Consider the following 16311-nt stretch of genomic DNA (forward strand, 5'->3'; position numbering starts at 1 on the left):
CCCATCAATGATCCATTTGTCTGGATTTTTCTTCACATTACCCACATAGGTAATATGCATTCCCGAAAAGACTTGCAGAACGGCAGCCTGAACCGTTCCGAGTGGCCTTGGATAATAGGCATGATAGTCGGACAGAATTCCGGCATTGACTGCAGCGACGCTACCGGCTCCCGCACCGGCTGCAGCAATAGCAACACAGCCACTTAAAGGCAGTACCGCCCCTACACAGAGAGCTGCAACCATCCAGCTGAGTTGTTTCCCATATTTTGGATATTGAATACGCATTGTTCATTCCTTATGTTTGCTGTAAGCATGGAACGGATAGGGCGTCAGGATCCTGCTCAACGAGCATGACGCTCTACTCCAGTTTACTGGGCATTGTTCGCTTCCCGAGCTGCCTGGTTTGCCGTCTGTTGCGCAGCGTCTGCCCGGTTTAATGCTTCATTTTGTTTATGCTGTAGCGCATCGGCTTTCGCCAAGGCCCGATTGGCCGTCTCCTGGGCAGCGCGTGCATTATTCTGCGCTGACTCGGCTTTGGCGCTAGGGCCGCCTCCGCACCCGGCAAGGGCCAGAGGGGTCAACATGATCATTGTCAGCGTGAGCGTCTTCATCGTTTTCCATACATTCATGATAATTTCTCCTTTGAATCAAAGCACCTCAAGACAAGGCTTTGCCGACACTATGTAGGGTATTTTTAGCGTTATAAGACAATGCATCACCAGAGGCTTTTTCAGCATTTTTGCAGGATTCCAACTTGTCTCGGCCGGCACTGTTTTTGCACCAGTCTACTTCCTGCGACATTTTTTTCTGATGATGTAAATACCAGGAAACTGGATGACCACCCTGGGGCCCTTGAGAAACATCTGAACAACCGGCAAGAGCCATGCCGAATAACGGCGGTATCACCAGAAACAATTTTGATATTTTCATATTCTCACTTATCTCCTTCTCCATGTAGATAACTGGATTTAAGATTCAGCTAATTTGATACGTTGATTTATTTTCGATTAATTCTGGTACATTGTCAAAAATTGATTACAATAAAGTTGCTGTAGCTAATTAGCGACTTCTTGACACCTTCTCATATTGCCTTAATTACTGTTTATTAACAACGAGCTTGGTGCGTTACTGAAAATCTACAACCTACATTATAAATTTACTTTGTCGTTGGTAGGAAACAGCAATTATAAGCATTTAGTTGCACAAAACATGAATGACGTTGGGCAGCCAAACGTTGACTAGAAGAGTACACATAAGAAACATGAAAAACATAAAAATATCCATACAAAATAATAATATAATTAAAACAAAGCAAATAATATTATTATTTATCATATAGATATTTAAATTTTGAGAAACTGCTAAATTTATGCTATTTTATACAAACAAACTTACCAAAAGGTGAATTGAAATGAAAAATATTGCTTTGATTGGTTGCGCAGCGCTGGGCGTGTTCCCCGTATTGGCCTTTGCCAGTCCACTTCAACATGGTCTGAACTATATCGGTATTTACGGTGAGGCTATCGGTACACCCGATTCATACAACTCTTTTAATACGCAAGATTTCGCACAGTCCTTCAAGTCCATGAAACCAGCTGCTGGTGGAAACACCTCGGGTGGTGTTGGTGTGGTACTGAACGGGATCAGTCAGGATGATGTCCTCTTGCATCTAGGGTTTAATTATGGATTTAGCCCCATTATTGGTGACAGTAATGGAAATACCAGCAACAGTGGTCATTCCATGGCTTTTAATGTGCGTCTGGGCAAGGGGTTTCAGTTTGGTCACAATCTGATAGTTGGCCCCTATATTGGCTATCAGTACGCTCAGTTCAAATTAGGTATTGGTGATAATGGCAACTTCGGAAATGCAACCTACAATAATAATGCCATAGGTGGTGGATTGTTTCTTGCCATGGAGCCTGTTCAAGACCTCACCCTGTCTGCCCATGCCGGCTATATGGTGGGCATATCATCCAATGAAAAATTGAATTTTTCAAATTTGTCCGTTCAGCCCGGCGGCGTTCCATCTGCCAATGTATTCCAGGTGGGTGGCAAACTAAGTTACCGCTTCCTGCCGAATGTCAGTGGATTCGTCGGGGTGAATTACGATCGCTACTTGGCATCCAAACAATTCGGCCCCATCAACGTGAAGACCCGTGTAAACAGCTTACGGGGTATGGTAGGTGTTGCTTATAACTTCTGAAGTTTGGACACGTAAAAACCTTTTGTCTTTGGAGGACAGGCCTACTCTGGAATTAGTTAGATAAGGGACTGTTGTGGGCGATCGCTATGTTACAACTCAAAGTAAGCGGTTAGCCCAACCATCAGTCGATATGTGGCCACATGGCCCCGCAGATCAATATCTTCATACTCAATACTGCGCCAAAACGGCTCCACGAAGATGTTATGTGTGCTTTGCGAAGGAAACGAGTGTCCCGTCGGAATTCAATCCGACCCGGTTAACTTTCGCTCCAGCCGGCGGCACTTGGGGCGGTCTAGGAGGTGACAAATGGGCTGAAGCACTCCGGAAAAAAGCCTCTTCAGGAGGACAGTGGACCCTGCGGGCCGCAAGGTGAGTGAACACCGACAGTCCTCGAAATGTCGTTGCAGAAGCCGACCCGCCGGAATCACGGGGAAGGTTGTGGTTCTTTGGGAAGCGAGCGAGATACGCACTGTCAAACAGCGTTTAAAAAATGACTAGGTAACAGCGCCTAAGATTTATTAGTTTTCAGCAGAAAACTTGGCAAGCGCAACCCATGCGGAGTGCGCAGAAAAATGAACTTATACCCAATCAGGGATGGAGGTGATCCATTGCAGTTGCTTTGCGACCCATGTCCATTGTTGTTGTCAGGCTACCAACGCCAGACTCCTCCTGCAGCCAGTCCACTGCTACTGATGTTCCCGGCATAACATCCCTCATATTCAGCATACAACGACAGACTGTTTGCTATGCGAATGCTGGTACCCACATTGGTAAGAAATGCAGTCTTATCAGGGGCTACCCCGATTTCACTCACCGGTTGCAAGTCGCCAAGAGTCTCACTGATGCTTCGCCTGTTATTGTCCAGGTTACGCTGTACGGCAATATCGGCGTAGGGAATAATCCGCATGGATCCTAGATGGTAATGACGACTAAAACTCAGGCCTGCACTCACCTCCAAAGCAGATACGGTTTGATGCAGGTAGTGCAGATCAAACAGTGTGGTGGCACCCGTTTCGGAGAATCCGGGTTGTGTTTGCCGATACCAGGCAATACCCAAATTTGGCGTCACAGTCACCACCGGCGTGGCGATAGCATAGCCTCCCTGAAACAATGCGTGGATCATACTGCCGTGGTGGTCACTGATCGCCGCAAGACCGGTGTTCGGCAGGTTGCGTACACCGTGAATGACTTCACTGGTATAGCCCAGCAGGCCTTGCAGGTGCAGTTCTCGGGCCTGATATTTGCCATAAATCATCGAGGTGACACTACCGATAGTAGACTGGCTTCCCCCGGCATAACCCGTAGTAGGAAGATTTAGAACGGTATGGACATAGCCCAGAGCAATTCCTGTGGTGAGTTCGCCGTCCTGCATATCGGCTCCCCCATACACTCCACTATTCTGGTCATTAAATCCTGAAACTGCTTGCGTCCCCTGCGCATTGCTAAAATCGCCAACCCCCTGCAACCAAAGATGAGGCTGATATTTCGCACTTTCATTTTGCTGTACATGCCTCGTGGTGGGTGCAGAGAATTGTGCAAGTTGTCCGGCGACAGCTGTGTCTGTTGACAGCAGCATGGTGCGCGCTATAGCCGCTCCGCCGGAGTTCTCGGCATGGTTAAGAACGAGTGCATCTGATTGTGCGGTCATACCGATCAGTGCGGTAGGGATATCCGCATAGATTTGCCCGCCCAAATACGCCGGATCCGCATTTTTTCCTGTGGCATTCGAAGTGGCAGACAAGCGAATATTGAGAGCATTTCCATTGTTGGTGAGGGTTGGTGTGACATATGCGGGAAATGGATCATATACTGTCGTGGAGAATGCTCCCGTCACACCGCCCACAGCTTGCAGGATCTTATATTGATCGCCAGCCACATAGCTGGCACCGGGGTCTACCTGTACGAGCAGTCGCCCGGCAATCGCGGCGGTGCCGGATACTTTGAGGGTGTCGTAAGCCGTGGGGGTGATCTCAATAGCGAGAGTGCCATCAGCATTTTGTGTATAGTTGCCCTGAATGGCGAGAGAGCCAATGCTCCCGCCCGGAAATACCGTGCCATCGTTAGTCACGTTTCCGACGATCGTGCCGTGCCCGCGCAACTCCCCGGCTGGGGTGACCAAAACTGGACCCTGTAAAGACGCTGAAGGATGGCTGATGTCGCCGATTTCCAGTAGGGTAGGCGTGGTTACGGAGGAAGCTGCCGATGGACCACCAATAATGGTCTGTGAAGCGCTGTTCGCGGCCCCATCGAGGATCAGTGAACCACCACCAACTATCGTCAAGGGGCCTGCTGTAGGATTGCCGCTACCAACATCACTGCTGAATACATCCGCATTCCCATCGGTATCTATGATTCCACCTGATGTGCCCAGATTGACAGAAAAGTCATCGTTCTGTGCCGCTGTGGTGATCAGGGTGCCGCCGTTCAGGTTGACAGGACCTGTCCCCAAGGCTGTGGCCGAACTCACCGCCAAGGCCCCTCCAGCGATAGTGGTACCACCCGCATAGGTGTTATCTCCATTGATTATCAAAGTTCCTGGGCCTTGTTGCCAGAGCATACCATAGCCGCTGATTTGGCCTGAGACATTGAGAGTGCCTGTCGTGTTGAAAGTCAGGGTACCATTATCTGTAACGTTGCCTGGCAGCGTTCCCGAAGCACCTCCGTCTCCAATCTGCAAATTGGTATATCCCGCAATAGTGGTGCCGCCCGTGTAAGTGTTGTCGCCCGTGAGCACGGTCGTTCCACCGCCTGTAACACTAAGTCCGCCATCAGAACTGCTACTCATAGGGATGATATTTCCGGTAAAAAGATTGTTGTTGCCATCATTGTTGATGGTTCCCCCTTGAGGACCGATGAAAAATGCCCGGCCATCCAGTAAATCTGATGTTGTGAGGAACGTTCCTCCATTCAGGGTAATGTTGCCGCTACCCAATGCCGTCTCTGCACCTACCCCTAAAGTTCCCCCGGCAATCATCGTTCCACCGGTAAACGTGTTGGTCCCCGTTAATAATAATGTGCCTGGCCCTTGTTGCCAAAGCATGCCATACCCACTGATTTGCCCCGGAAAAGTGGTCGTATTGGTAGTGTTGAAGGTGAGTGTTCCATTATCGGTTACAGCGCCAGAGAGGGTCCCATCAGAGCCGCCGTCCCCAATCTGGAGATTGGTATATCCAGCAATGGTCGTCCCACCTAGGTATTGGTTATTGCCGGTAAGTACAGCGGTGCCACCACCCTCTACGGTCAGACCTCCGTCAGAGATGTTATTCATGGGCATAAAGCCACCGGCGAACACGTCGTTGTTCCCGTCCGTATTGAGAGTGCCTCCATTGGGACCAATGAAGAAATCCCGGGTATCGTCCAGTGCTGCCGAAGTTTCAAGCGTTCCACCATCCAGGGTAATGTTTCCGCTCCCCAGCGCGCTTTCTTTGCCGACACTCAGCGTGCCGCCGGTGATGAGCGTGCCGCCTGAGTAGCTGTTGTTGCCAGTCAACTGAAGCGTTCCCGGGCCTTGTTGCCAAACCAGCCCAAACCCACTGATTTGACCTGGAAAGCTGATGTTGTTAGTGCGGTTGAACGAAAGGACGCCATCGGTAAGAACATTGCCAAGAATACTGCCCGTGGTACCACCATTGCCTAGCTGTAGTAAGGTGGAGTCTTCGATATAAGTATTCCCGGTATAGGTGTTGTTGCTGGTAAGCGTCGCACTTCCTCCGCCCACCACAAACAAACCGCCCTGGCCCGATAGAAGGCCCGTGAAAATGTCGGCATTACCCTTCGTATCAATGGTGCCACCATTGCTGATGTCCTGTAGATTTCCAGCGTTGGCAGTACCGTTAACCCAGGCTTGCCCGTTGGCATTGAGTGTATAGGGCCCGTTTCCGATCGCTGCGGTATTCGGTGCACCATTACTGTTTACCAAACCAAAATAGTCGGAAGATGTGCCAAAATAATCGACGCCATTGATGGTCGAGTGATTCATGTCGTTGAAGAGTTCCATGGCCATGCTGCCAAAGACACCTTGCTGTGCGAGTTCCGGGGAGATCTGCAGTATTTCGGCGTAGGCCTTTGCCGCAATAGCATTCCAGTCTTCGGTATCACCCGCTGGTGTGTAAGGGTCCATCATAATGTATCCCAGCAGTAGTGGTTTCCCGTAGGCCGCCTGTAAATAGCGGGAAAAGGCAATAACCCGACCGGCGATGGTGCTCATCCCCTCCTGCTGGGCGGTCACGACGGTTCCACCCGTGTCGGCACCGCGCATTTCCTGAAAGGTGATGAAATTTAGATAGGGGGCAGCCACACTCAACGAGGGATAAAAATCAGACCATTGGGAGGCATTCTCGGTGCTATCACTGTAAACCCCAAAATCTCCGACACCGGCACTGGTGAGGATGGTTAAGCCGGGATGCTGCGCGTGTTGAAGTATCTGGGACGCCTGAGCAAGCCACTCCCCGAACTGTGGCTGATTCCCAACCCCGGGAACATTGAATTCAGGTTGCAGTACCACTGACACGGTACCATTTAAAGTGGACAGGTAGTTGGCAAGCAGTTGGGTATTCGCGAGCCAAGCCTGGGCATTTTGTTGGACGTAGGCCCAAGCTCCGGAACCCTTTGAGCCGAGGTCACCCAAATAGTAATCGAACAGGACTGGGGCATATCCCTGTTGCATGGCCGTCTGCATACCAGCCATCCAGTCGGGTTGCCAGCCTTGGGTGAGCCATATTCCAAGAGCCTTGTTGTTGCTGGGGAACTGCATTTGAGTAAGCAGGGAAGGTGTGCTGACGTAGGTGTTGCCCACCGTGTTCAGTGTCATGCTACTACCGACCCCGAAACAATAAGCGCCACCACATGGAGATGTCATGGTAACTGGTGCCGCACCCTGGCCCAACTCGATGTTATTATTGATAGTGGCATTACCGGAAGTGCGTAACGCGCTATTTTGCAGGTCCAGCAATCCGCTGCCCAGGCCCGATCCGGATTCCACGTCGAGGGTGGATGCTGCAACGGTAATTCCGGCATTACTCGTATTTCCTGAAGTGTCGGTGACCGTTCCACCACCACTGATGATCTGCGGACTCGCCAGGGCCGTTACGGGGGTGAGTAAGAGGGACAAACAGAGGCTACGAAGAAAGGGGTGACGAACATCCATAGGCGATGTTTTGGCAGAATAGAGAAAAGTACGATAGGCACGATTGCCGTGCTGTCCAGGTGACGCTGACATGGGAGCACAACTCCTTGCTGGTGCACATCAGAACGAGTCTGTGGGCGCAGATTTCAAAATTGGAATGAATGACCGCTTGTAGAATCCAAAACGCAGTCGAAGCATTTCGGCTGCAGCCATATACGGTGTGACAAGAGTAACATTTATAAGGCAACATGTAATATATTTGATACATGAATTCGATGTCAACTGGAAATAATTGATGTAATCAGTTTGTCGTGTTTTTATTAAATTCTTATGAGTCGAACCTTAACAGGTTGATCAATCGGGATGAATAACATGTCTGTCATTTGGTATATGGCTCGTAGTCATCATTAAAATAATGAGCACACGCACCATAATTACTCGCTTTTGCACTATTTCCATGCAAACTTTAAAGAAATCTTCGAATATATGCCAGTGATCATGTTGAGATTCATAATTAAATTCTGTGTCAGCGTGTTGGGAATACAAATGGGCACCTCGAAAAACCTTCCCATTCCATCTGTATATTATAAAATATAACCATTTGAAGAAATAGGATATGACCATGGAATACCAGCTTCTGGATCGCTACCGCTATCAACATTTCTACGGCCTGCTGGATGCCGCGCGCCTGCCTGACTGCACGACGATCTGGCATTTTGAAAACCGCATTGGGGTAGCCGGTGCCGAAGCCCTGTTTGCGGCTGTGGAGCCAATAAATTCTACAACATAGTTATCTGGCGAGAGGAGGGCAGATCATTGATGCCACCCTGGTCCCTGCACCCAAGCAGCATTTTACCCGGGAGGACAAAGCGCAGATCAAAGAAAAAAGGCCATGCCCGCTGACTCGAGACCGATCTGGAAGCTTCTCAACAGATACGCAAATAACGAGATATTTGCATGAAGGATGGTGTGAGTCGTAAAATTAAGCTATATTCACTCTGTAGTGGGTGAACGGCAAGGCATGGTCATTTCGTCCGTCTGGCCGCTTAGTGTTCGCCCAACCAATACATTGCTTTCGGACGAGAGGAAGCTTATCAAAGCCTCATGGCGTAACTTTTTGCATTTAACCATAAGGAGCCGACATCAATAATCCCGCCCATCAAAGATATGTCGAATTGGGGTGTCTTTCATGTTCCTGGAAGAAAAGTCTTCAACTTGATGGTGAAGATACGGATACGTTTTTAGCTTGCCCAGAATGCGGTTCAAAAGCTATAACACGCGTCTATAGTGCCTCAATGCTTAACTCCCAGTGTTCTGAGGCCACTAATAATATTAGCAATCCCTGGTGGAAATTCTGGACATGATGGTCTATTGAACGTAACCCCCTGTAAGCTGAGACCCTGAGTCAAAACTTAGTTGACGGCTTCGGACCGAAAATCGGCTGTATAGCTTTGCTCTTCCTTCTTCATGAAATCCTTAGCGATCCATTAGATCCAATCGGAGGTGTCGTGTCCGCGAGATTCAGGACACCTCATTCGCAAGCGCGTTTAATCCTATTCCACTTTCACCCTGGCCAGTTCCTTCCATTGCGTTGTGTAGGCAGGAGATTTATTCCCCCGTTTCATGGCCCATCCACGTGGTTCCTGCCATCCCGCTATGCCGGGCTGCATAATGCTTTTACCAAATCGCGCATTGATCTGATCCAGAGTGGCCATCAAATTCTGAGCGCGATTTTCGGCTTCCGCATCTCCGAACAAATCGGTTTGAACGGATTGGGCCGAACTGATCTCCAGAAGATGAACCCCTGCCTTGGCGTAGGCAAATCCTACTCGATACATCTGAGTCAAAGCCAATTTGCCAGCATGCAGGAAAATCCGGGTATCCTGACTGGGGTGGCTGAGTACGACGGTTCGGGCTGCTTGATATTGCGGCAGATGGTTCTGGAAGGGATAGGTGCGGATATAGACACGTAGCGCTGCAGCCACGGAATCCTGACGCCGTAGTTTGCTAGTGGCTCTGACAATGTACAGGCTGATGGCTTCACCCAGTTCTTCCATGGTTTTGACGGGGTGCCCAAATGAACGGGATGATTGAATTTCCTGCCTGGGCGGTGCCACTTCTTCCATGGCGATGCAGGACTCATCGCGCAGTTCTCGAATCATTCTTTCCATCAGGAGACTAAAACGCGGACGCATTGGTTTGGGGTCTGCATTCTGCAAATCCCAGACGGTGAGTATCCCTATTTTCTGAAGTCGCTGACTCCACTGGCGACCAATACCCCAAACTTCTGAAACAGGTAACTGCTGTAATATTTCAGTTTGTTTCTTTTCGGGTATTTCCTCCCAAACACAGACTCCTATATATTCTGGCCGTTTTTTCGCCAGATGATTGGCCAGTTTGGCGAGTGTCTTGGTCGGGGCTATTCCAACACCTACGGGTAAACCTAGCCATTGCCGGATGCGCTGGCGGGCAGTTTGGCCAATTTGGCGGCATTGTTCTGGCGCAACTCCTTGCAAATCCAGAAAGCACTCATCAATGCTATATACCTCCTGAATAGGGCTGAAGTCGGACAGAATCGTCATCATGCGATGGCTCATATCGGTATAGAGCGTGTAATTGCTCGACAGGGCGATGATGCCTTCTTTCTGAGCCAGCTTTTTCAACTGAAACCAGGGTGTCCCCATGGCTACACCCAAGGCTTTCACTTCAGCAGAACGAGCGACTACGCAGCCATCGTTATTGGACAGGACCACTACCGGTTTACCTTCCAGATCCGGGCGAAAAACCCGTTCGCAGGAAACATAGAAGTTATTGGCATCGATCAGTGCGATAGGCATGATTTTTTAGACGCTGTGCAGCACACGCGTAACCACACCCCAGATGTATAACTCTTCGCCTTCTTTGAGAATAATCACTGGAAAATCGGGATTTTCTGCCAGCAAATGGGCGCTTTCTCCAACACGACGTAAGCGTTTGACGGTGAGTTCTCCATTGATGGCTGCCACTACGATTTTACCATCGCTGGGGGTAATAGCCCGATCCACAATAATCTCATCCCCATCGAAAATACCCACATCCCGCATGGACCAACCTGAAACCCGTAGAATAAAAGTGGCTTCCTGGTGTTGGATGAGATGCGTGTTCAGATCAATCTGTTTTTCCACATAATCATCGGCGGGGGAGGGGAAGCCTGCTGCAATACGGGAAACCATGCGTGGGAACTGGCAACAGGGTAAATCCGCGCGCAAAGGACGGGATGCTGTGGCCAGCAACGCCCGATTCGCACTACCTGGAAACGCGCTGATCGAACTATGCATAAATGTCATCCTGAAGAGGATGCGGCTTTTGACCTTTTGCTGGTTGTCCTGCTCGATCCTGTACCATGCAGTCCCCGATAGAATGGATAACACCAATACCCTGCAACAGGTTCCAATGATCGGGTGCATATCTCGAAGACTGATGTCCCAGCCAACCGGCCAGCAGCAAGGCGGGAATCATGACCCAAATGAAACTTAATGGCCTTGAACCCAGTGACTGCATTGGTTTCTGGGAAGATTTTGCGTGAATAGTGCGCATGAGGAATCCCTCTTGAGTGGTTACTATATATTTATATAGTAAGTATTCCATGCGACGCAAGTCCGCTTTTCGCCTGGTGAACGGTTGAATGTCCTTATGCCGGTGGTGTTCCATCCCAAGGCAGAATGGCCTCTGGTTCATCAAAACGGGGGCTGTTTACCTTTGGGGTCACGGGAAAGCTTTCCCAAAGCGTCACTGCGGGTTGTAAACAGGGTTCCAGATGTTTGCGCTGGGCGTGCGGATGCCACCAAAGCGCCCAATGCTGAGGATTCAGAACCAGCGGCATTCGCGGTTGCACCGACTGCAGTGTGGGTGTGGCAGGAACGGTGAGAATGGCAAAGGTCTCCTCGGTTTGACCCTCTGTGCCCTTGTGTCGATCCCAGATGCCGGCCAGCCCCAGAATGCTCTGATCCCTGGCCCGGATGAGTACGGGCTGTTTTTCAGAGGGATCTTCAGGAATAAAAGGCCACTCAAAATACCAGTCTGCCGGTATCACGGCTCGCCGCAGACGAAAGGCTTCCCGAAACAGCGGTTGCGTCGCGACGGTTTCCACCCGCGCATTGATCGGTCGTATCTGGGTGCGGGTACTCCAGCCCGGCAAGAATCCCCAGCGCATGGGCACCAGTTCGAGACGCAGATCCGGAGCCTGACGCAGGACCGGATGCCTCTGACCTGGTGCACGGTTGTAAGAAGGCGGGAATGCGCCATGCTCCCGAAAAGCTCCCCAGGCCTGCTGAAGATCTTCTGGACTGTGAATGAATCCATAGCGTCCGCACATGCATCCTCCCCAAATTACAGCTTTTGCTGACCATGCTACCATTTTACCAAGGTCAGCGGAGAATCGCTGCGTCATGAGTCTTGCTTCTATGGCTAAATCGGAGCGCCCCCAGCAGGATGTGCCCACAGAACTCCTGGGCGGCCTGATTGAGCGGGTGACCTTTCATAACGATAACAATGGCTTTTGCGTCCTGCGCATCAAGGCCCGTGGTCATCGGGACTTGGTCACCCTGGTGGGCCACGCAGCGGCGGTTACGGCCGGTGAATGGATCACCGCATCCGGTATCTGGGTCACCGATCGCGATCACGGCCTCCAGTTCAAGGCGGCCTTTTTGAAAGTGTCTGCACCCACCAGCAGAGAGGGTATCGAAAAGTATCTGGGCTCCGGCATGATCCGGGGCATTGGTCCGGTTTATGCCAAAAAGCTTGTGAAAGCATTTGGAGAACAGGTATTCACGGTGATCGAAGAAACCCCGGAAAGACTGGCTGAGGTGGACGGAATCGGCCCCATTCGCCGGGAACGGATGGTTGCCGCCTGGGCAGACCAGAAAGTGATCCGGGAGATCATGCTGTTCCTGCATACCCATGGGGTAGGTACTGCCCGCGCTGTACGGATTTTTAAAACCTATGGCATCGATGCTGTCCGGATAATGACAGAAAACCCCTACAGGCTGGCCCGGGATATACATGGGATAGGCTTCAAAACGGCCGATGCCATCGCCATGAAAATGGGTATCGCGCAAAATGCCCCCATACGGGTGCAAGCCGGTATTTCCTATGCGCTGATGGAAGCCCGGGATGACGGTCACTGTGGATTACCCCACGAGGCATTGACCCCTCTGGCAGAGCAATTACTGGAAGTACCAATCGACGCCATCGAAGCAGCCATAGCAGCCGAAATACAGGAGGGGACCCTCATAGCCGACCAGGTGCAGAACACCCCTGGGGTTTTTCTGGCCCCCTTATACCGCAACGAACAAGGCATCGCCCAAATCCTGAAAAAACTCTGTGCGGGCCAGGCGCCGTGGTCGGGCATTGCCGCTGATGCGGCGATGGATTGGGTGCAAAAAAGGTTGGACATTGTCCTGGCCGATAGCCAAAAAGCGGCCATTCGTATGGTGTTGCAGGAAAAAGTGGCTCTGATTACCGGCGGTCCAGNGCGTTGGTAAAACCACCCTCGTGAATGCCATTCTCCATATCCTGGATGCCAAAAAGTTGCGCATTGTCTTGGCGGCCCCGACCGGACGAGCCGCTAAACGGATGAGTGAAACAACGGGCAAAGAAGCCAAGACCATCCATCGGCTTTTGGAAATTAATCCGCTGGGCGGTGGTTTCAAGCGCCGGGAAGACTATCCCTTGGAATGTGATCTGCTGGTTCTCGACGAATGCTCCATGATTGATGTCCCGTTGATGCATGCGCTGCTCAAAGCCTTGCCGCCGACTGCAGGGCTGTTGATGGTAGGGGATCCCGATCAGCTCCCTTCTGTTGGACCTGGGCAGGTACTGGCGGATCTGATTGCCGCGCAAACACTCCCCGAAGTGCATCTGACGGAAGTTTTTCGCCAGGCCGCAGAAAGCCGGATTATTCGGGCCGCCCACCAGATTCATGCCGGGCACCTCCCTGATCTCCGTCCACCCGAAAAGCTCAGTGATTTCTATTTTATTGATGTGGAGGATCCCGCTGAAGCGGCTGACAAGCTGGTGAAAGTGGTGACGACCCATATCCCCCGACGTTTTTACCTGAACCCCTTGCGCGACATTCAGGTGCTCTGCCCCATGAATCGTAGTGCGTTAGGTGCTCGGGCACTCAACGACGCTCTGCAGACGGCGTTGAATGGTGAAAGCACACCGGTAGTCGAAAAGTTCGGTCGGAGATTCGCGCCCGGTGATAAGGTCATGCAGATTCAGAATGACTACGAAAAAGACGTCTTCAACGGCGACATCGGATTTGTGCAGGCGGTAGATACCGAAGAAAACACCCTGACTGTGGACTTTGAGGATCGTATGGTCAGCTATGGTTTCGGGGAGTTGGATCTGTTGCAACCGGCCTATGCCATCACAGTCCATAAAAGTCAGGGCTCAGAATATCCCGCTGTGGTGATTCCTCTGAGTACGCAGCACTATCCCATGCTGCAGCGTAACTTACTATACACAGCGGTAACTCGGGGCAAGACATTGGTGATACTCCTCGGTCAGAAGAAAGCGGTAGCCATGGCGACACGGAACGGTTCCAGTAAAAGACGCTGGACAAAACTATGCGATTGGATGGTATGACATTAAAATGCCGCTGAAACCAACTAAACACTTCTCGCGCCTTTCCCGGCGCACACCGGCCCTCAAATGTAACAACAGTTAGCGAGTGATAGCCTAACCACAGCAGAGTTGAAAGTTTGTCGCCATGCAGCCATCTGTAACCGACTCATCCTTATGGATTGGCACCAATCTGCCAAGGCCCACAATTGCCTAGAATCTGCATTGGGTCAATTAGACGCTTATGTCCATTCCAGCCCTTCAACGGGCAACCTCGACCGAGCAGGTGTTGGTCGATACTACTCGTTCTCAACCTACGCAGAAAGAGACGCCTCCGCTGCATCACCGACCATTCACAGCGCACAGATCACGCTATCCGGTGCTCCGGAACTTTATGGTCGGCGCTGGGACCAATCCGGGAAACTTCGGGTGAAGGGCAAAACTTGCTACTCATTATTCAGCCGCGTGAGACTGAGAATTGCCAGGGCTGACTGGCATAGATATGGTCCAGCTGCAGGAAATGCTCTATGATCCTGTCTGGTATTCGTTTGTAATCGAAGGCTTGCCTCTGACAGGTATGATGCTACCCAATGCAGAAAGGGCGATCCTGGACATTCGCAAGCTACGAGAATACACCCTGAATCCCGGTCACCTTGCCGGAGGTAACCAAGGCCAGGGTGTTCGCCTCGTGCCTGGGGATAGGCCAGCAAGATACCGAGCTGCTGCGCTCAGTATACCTCCGTGCCATACTGAGCAATGATGCCACCGAGAAGGTGACCGACAGTCATGGCAAGCGTTACCAAGTTGATTTTGTCATGCAGCACCAGGGAAAGTCCGCGATCGTTCGCACAGGTTGGTTCATCAGGACTGGAGAAGGCGTTCCCAGGCTTAAAAGTTGTTATGTGAGGACATCATGAAACTACTCGACGTTGTAGCGCTTTTGGAACCCATACCAAAGCAACACCTTCTACGTGGTCAGGTCGGGACCGTCGTGGAAGAGTTGGATCCTGGTTACGTGGAAGTTGAGTTCCTTGTGGGCGACGACTATATCACCTTGGCGGTTGCGGCGGATCGCCTCATGCCTCTGCACTACACTCCAAACAAAAGTATTCGCGCGGCGTGATCTATAAGGAGTACCACAGAAGTTTTTTCGCACTAAGATGACCGTTAAAGACCGATAGCGGTCATTCATCGGCGGAAGGCAAATGACGTCATTCGACCTGTATTCATGATTGGGGTGGTTGGAGAAGAAGATTGGCCCTTAATTTATCTTGCATGCAACTTGGAATGTTACGTTGCACCCACCGTTACTGAAGTATAATTTAATTTATATAAACAACATTTTTATTTTAAATCTTGTATTTTTTCCGCACACAAATATCCTGACAAGGCTAACCGATCCAATGGCACTTCTCTCCATAAAGGGGTCCCTTCCAGATCTAATGTCCAAAATCCCATTTTGGCCGTTTTTATGCATACCCATAAAAACCGTTGATCGATTTTCTTTAACAATATCCATTCGTTTTCATCTTTTTTAGGTCGTGCAAACAAACGACCAAAAATGGGGGATGTTGAGCTCAATGCTTCACTGGCGTATCCAGAAAACCATTCGTCGCGCAACATCGGTGCATTGATCGCCGGACTCAAAGCCTTTTTGTGATGAAAAGAAAACAGCATGTAAATGCCACCAAGCATTAACAAAAAAAGGATGAAGATAATGATCGATAGAAAAATTGAACGGGGCAAACTCAGATCGAGGCCTGATGAGGGCAACATAGTTGCTTCCCTACAGGCCCAGAGCTAAAAGACTTGTGCGGCGCGAGACAATAAAATGCGGCGCCAATATTTTACTTGTTGAACAGGCACCCCGTATTGTCGGGCAACAGCCGTTATCTGCTCCGATCCATACCTGCAGGCGGCCAGGGCAATCATTGCTTTGATGCTGGCGTCTGGTTGCCAGGTGTGCTTACTCAATCTCTCCTCGGGAAAGAGACGCCATGCATTTTCCAAAAGAGGTGATGCCAACTTTTTCTGATCAGCGTTGCCTCTACGCCCAGTTCATGGCCAAGCCTTTCGAATGACCAGGCGCGTTTTCTGACTGCGAGCAAAGCAAGGCTCGCACAAAGCGCTGAGGAAACTTTTACCGATTCAATCATGAGAAACTCCTTGACCATTTTCCATAATCATTACGCTGTTTCAGAACATGAAGCCGGTTTCGACCATGCCGCGCAGTTGTGTCGTGTTTGTACCATTTGCTCCCGAAAAGCCATCACCCTTGGGGCAGGAAGCAGCTACATAGGAAAGTTCAGCCCGGGCGAAGAACCCGCCACTCTGATAGGTCGGGGTCAGCGTGATGGACCAGGCGTGGGAATCGGCGGGG

The 16311-nt window shown here is 50.6% G+C and carries 15 protein-coding genes and 2 pseudogenes; 6 read left to right on the top strand and 11 right to left on the bottom strand.

What is annotated here, in order from left to right; translation table 11 throughout:
• The 3 genes and pseudogenes from BLW97_RS15435 to BLW97_RS15445 all read right to left on the bottom strand — a co-directional run.
• A pseudogene (locus tag BLW97_RS15435) lies at positions 1-285 on the bottom strand (DUF3568 family protein); the annotation flags it as partial.
• A gap of 83 nt (positions 286-368) precedes the next feature.
• A complete protein-coding gene (locus BLW97_RS15440) occupies positions 369-629 on the bottom strand; it encodes a hypothetical protein (protein WP_075323839.1) in 261 nt (86 codons plus the stop codon).
• A 28-nt stretch (positions 630-657) separates the two neighbouring features.
• Positions 658-930, bottom strand: a complete 273-nt coding sequence (locus tag BLW97_RS15445) for an EexN family lipoprotein (RefSeq protein ID WP_075323840.1) — start codon at positions 928-930, stop codon at positions 658-660.
• 481 nt (positions 931-1411) lie between these two features.
• Here BLW97_RS15445 and BLW97_RS15450 point away from each other — a divergent pair, with 481 nt between their 5' ends.
• Entirely contained in the window at positions 1412-2203 is a 792-nt protein-coding gene (locus tag BLW97_RS15450; protein ID WP_075323841.1) for an autotransporter outer membrane beta-barrel domain-containing protein, read from the top strand.
• 649 nt (positions 2204-2852) lie between these two features.
• Here BLW97_RS15450 and BLW97_RS15455 read toward each other — a convergent pair.
• A complete protein-coding gene (locus tag BLW97_RS15455; protein ID WP_075323842.1) occupies positions 2853-7421 on the bottom strand; it encodes an autotransporter domain-containing protein in 4569 nt (1522 codons plus the stop codon).
• Positions 7422-7941: 520 nt separating this feature from the next.
• On the opposite strand from BLW97_RS15455, the pseudogene BLW97_RS19175 reads away from it, so the two are divergent.
• Positions 7942-8241 (top strand): annotated as a pseudogene (locus BLW97_RS19175) (IS5/IS1182 family transposase); the annotation flags it as partial.
• Positions 8242-8881: 640 nt separating this feature from the next.
• On the opposite strand, the gene BLW97_RS15470 reads toward BLW97_RS19175, so the two are convergent.
• The 4 genes from BLW97_RS15470 to BLW97_RS15485 all read right to left on the bottom strand — a co-directional run bounded on the left by BLW97_RS15470 (position 8882) and on the right by BLW97_RS15485 (position 11682).
• Positions 8882-10165, bottom strand: coding sequence for a Y-family DNA polymerase (locus BLW97_RS15470; RefSeq protein ID WP_075323843.1), 1284 nt, complete (start codon positions 10163-10165; stop codon positions 8882-8884).
• Between the two features lie 6 nt (positions 10166-10171).
• Positions 10172-10645 (bottom strand): LexA family protein, encoded by a 474-nt coding sequence (locus BLW97_RS15475; protein WP_024895249.1) that lies wholly within the window; start codon positions 10643-10645, stop codon positions 10172-10174.
• Complete coding sequence (locus BLW97_RS15480) at positions 10638-10904, bottom strand: hypothetical protein (RefSeq protein ID WP_024895250.1); 267 nt, start codon at positions 10902-10904, stop codon at positions 10638-10640. Before BLW97_RS15480 ends, BLW97_RS15475 begins: the two co-directional genes overlap by 8 nt.
• Positions 10905-10998: 94 nt before the next feature.
• On the bottom strand, positions 10999-11682 hold the full coding sequence (locus tag BLW97_RS15485) for an SOS response-associated peptidase (protein WP_065968094.1): 684 nt from the start codon (positions 11680-11682) through the stop codon (positions 10999-11001).
• Between the two features lie 88 nt (positions 11683-11770).
• Here BLW97_RS15485 and BLW97_RS20085 point away from each other — a divergent pair, with 88 nt between their 5' ends.
• The 4 genes from BLW97_RS20085 to BLW97_RS15500 all read left to right on the top strand — a co-directional run bounded on the left by BLW97_RS20085 (position 11771) and on the right by BLW97_RS15500 (position 15054).
• Positions 11771-12850 carry a helix-hairpin-helix domain-containing protein gene (locus tag BLW97_RS20085; protein WP_423230376.1) on the top strand — a complete coding sequence of 360 codons (1080 nt, stop codon included), beginning with the start codon at positions 11771-11773 and terminating at the stop codon, positions 12848-12850.
• Between the two features lie 10 nt (positions 12851-12860).
• Entirely contained in the window at positions 12861-13955 is a 1095-nt protein-coding gene (gene recD2, locus BLW97_RS20090) for an SF1B family DNA helicase RecD2 (protein WP_242947846.1), read from the top strand.
• Between the two features lie 653 nt (positions 13956-14608).
• The gene (locus BLW97_RS20480) at positions 14609-14848 is read left to right on the top strand and encodes a DUF6883 domain-containing protein (RefSeq protein WP_326923825.1); all 240 of its coding nucleotides are present in this window, start codon (positions 14609-14611) and stop codon (positions 14846-14848) included.
• The gene (locus tag BLW97_RS15500; RefSeq protein WP_024895253.1) at positions 14845-15054 is read left to right on the top strand and encodes a DUF4926 domain-containing protein; all 210 of its coding nucleotides are present in this window, start codon (positions 14845-14847) and stop codon (positions 15052-15054) included. The genes BLW97_RS20480 and BLW97_RS15500 overlap by 4 nt, the downstream gene beginning before the upstream one ends.
• Before the next feature lie 221 nt (positions 15055-15275).
• Here the strand turns inward: BLW97_RS15500 and BLW97_RS15505 are convergent, their stop codons facing one another.
• The 3 genes from BLW97_RS15505 to BLW97_RS15515 form a co-directional block, all read right to left on the bottom strand.
• Positions 15276-15707, bottom strand: coding sequence for a hypothetical protein (locus BLW97_RS15505; protein WP_024895254.1), 432 nt, complete (start codon positions 15705-15707; stop codon positions 15276-15278).
• A gap of 194 nt (positions 15708-15901) precedes the next feature.
• Positions 15902-16087, bottom strand: coding sequence for a hypothetical protein (locus BLW97_RS20095; RefSeq protein ID WP_226842682.1), 186 nt, complete (start codon positions 16085-16087; stop codon positions 15902-15904).
• A gap of 40 nt (positions 16088-16127) precedes the next feature.
• Positions 16128-16311: outer membrane beta-barrel protein (locus tag BLW97_RS15515; protein WP_158025198.1), on the bottom strand; the 184-nt coding region annotated here is incomplete at its 5' end.

Source organism: Acidithiobacillus albertensis (genome assembly GCF_001931655.1).
GTDB classification, from domain to species: domain Bacteria; phylum Pseudomonadota; class Gammaproteobacteria; order Acidithiobacillales; family Acidithiobacillaceae; genus Acidithiobacillus; species Acidithiobacillus thiooxidans.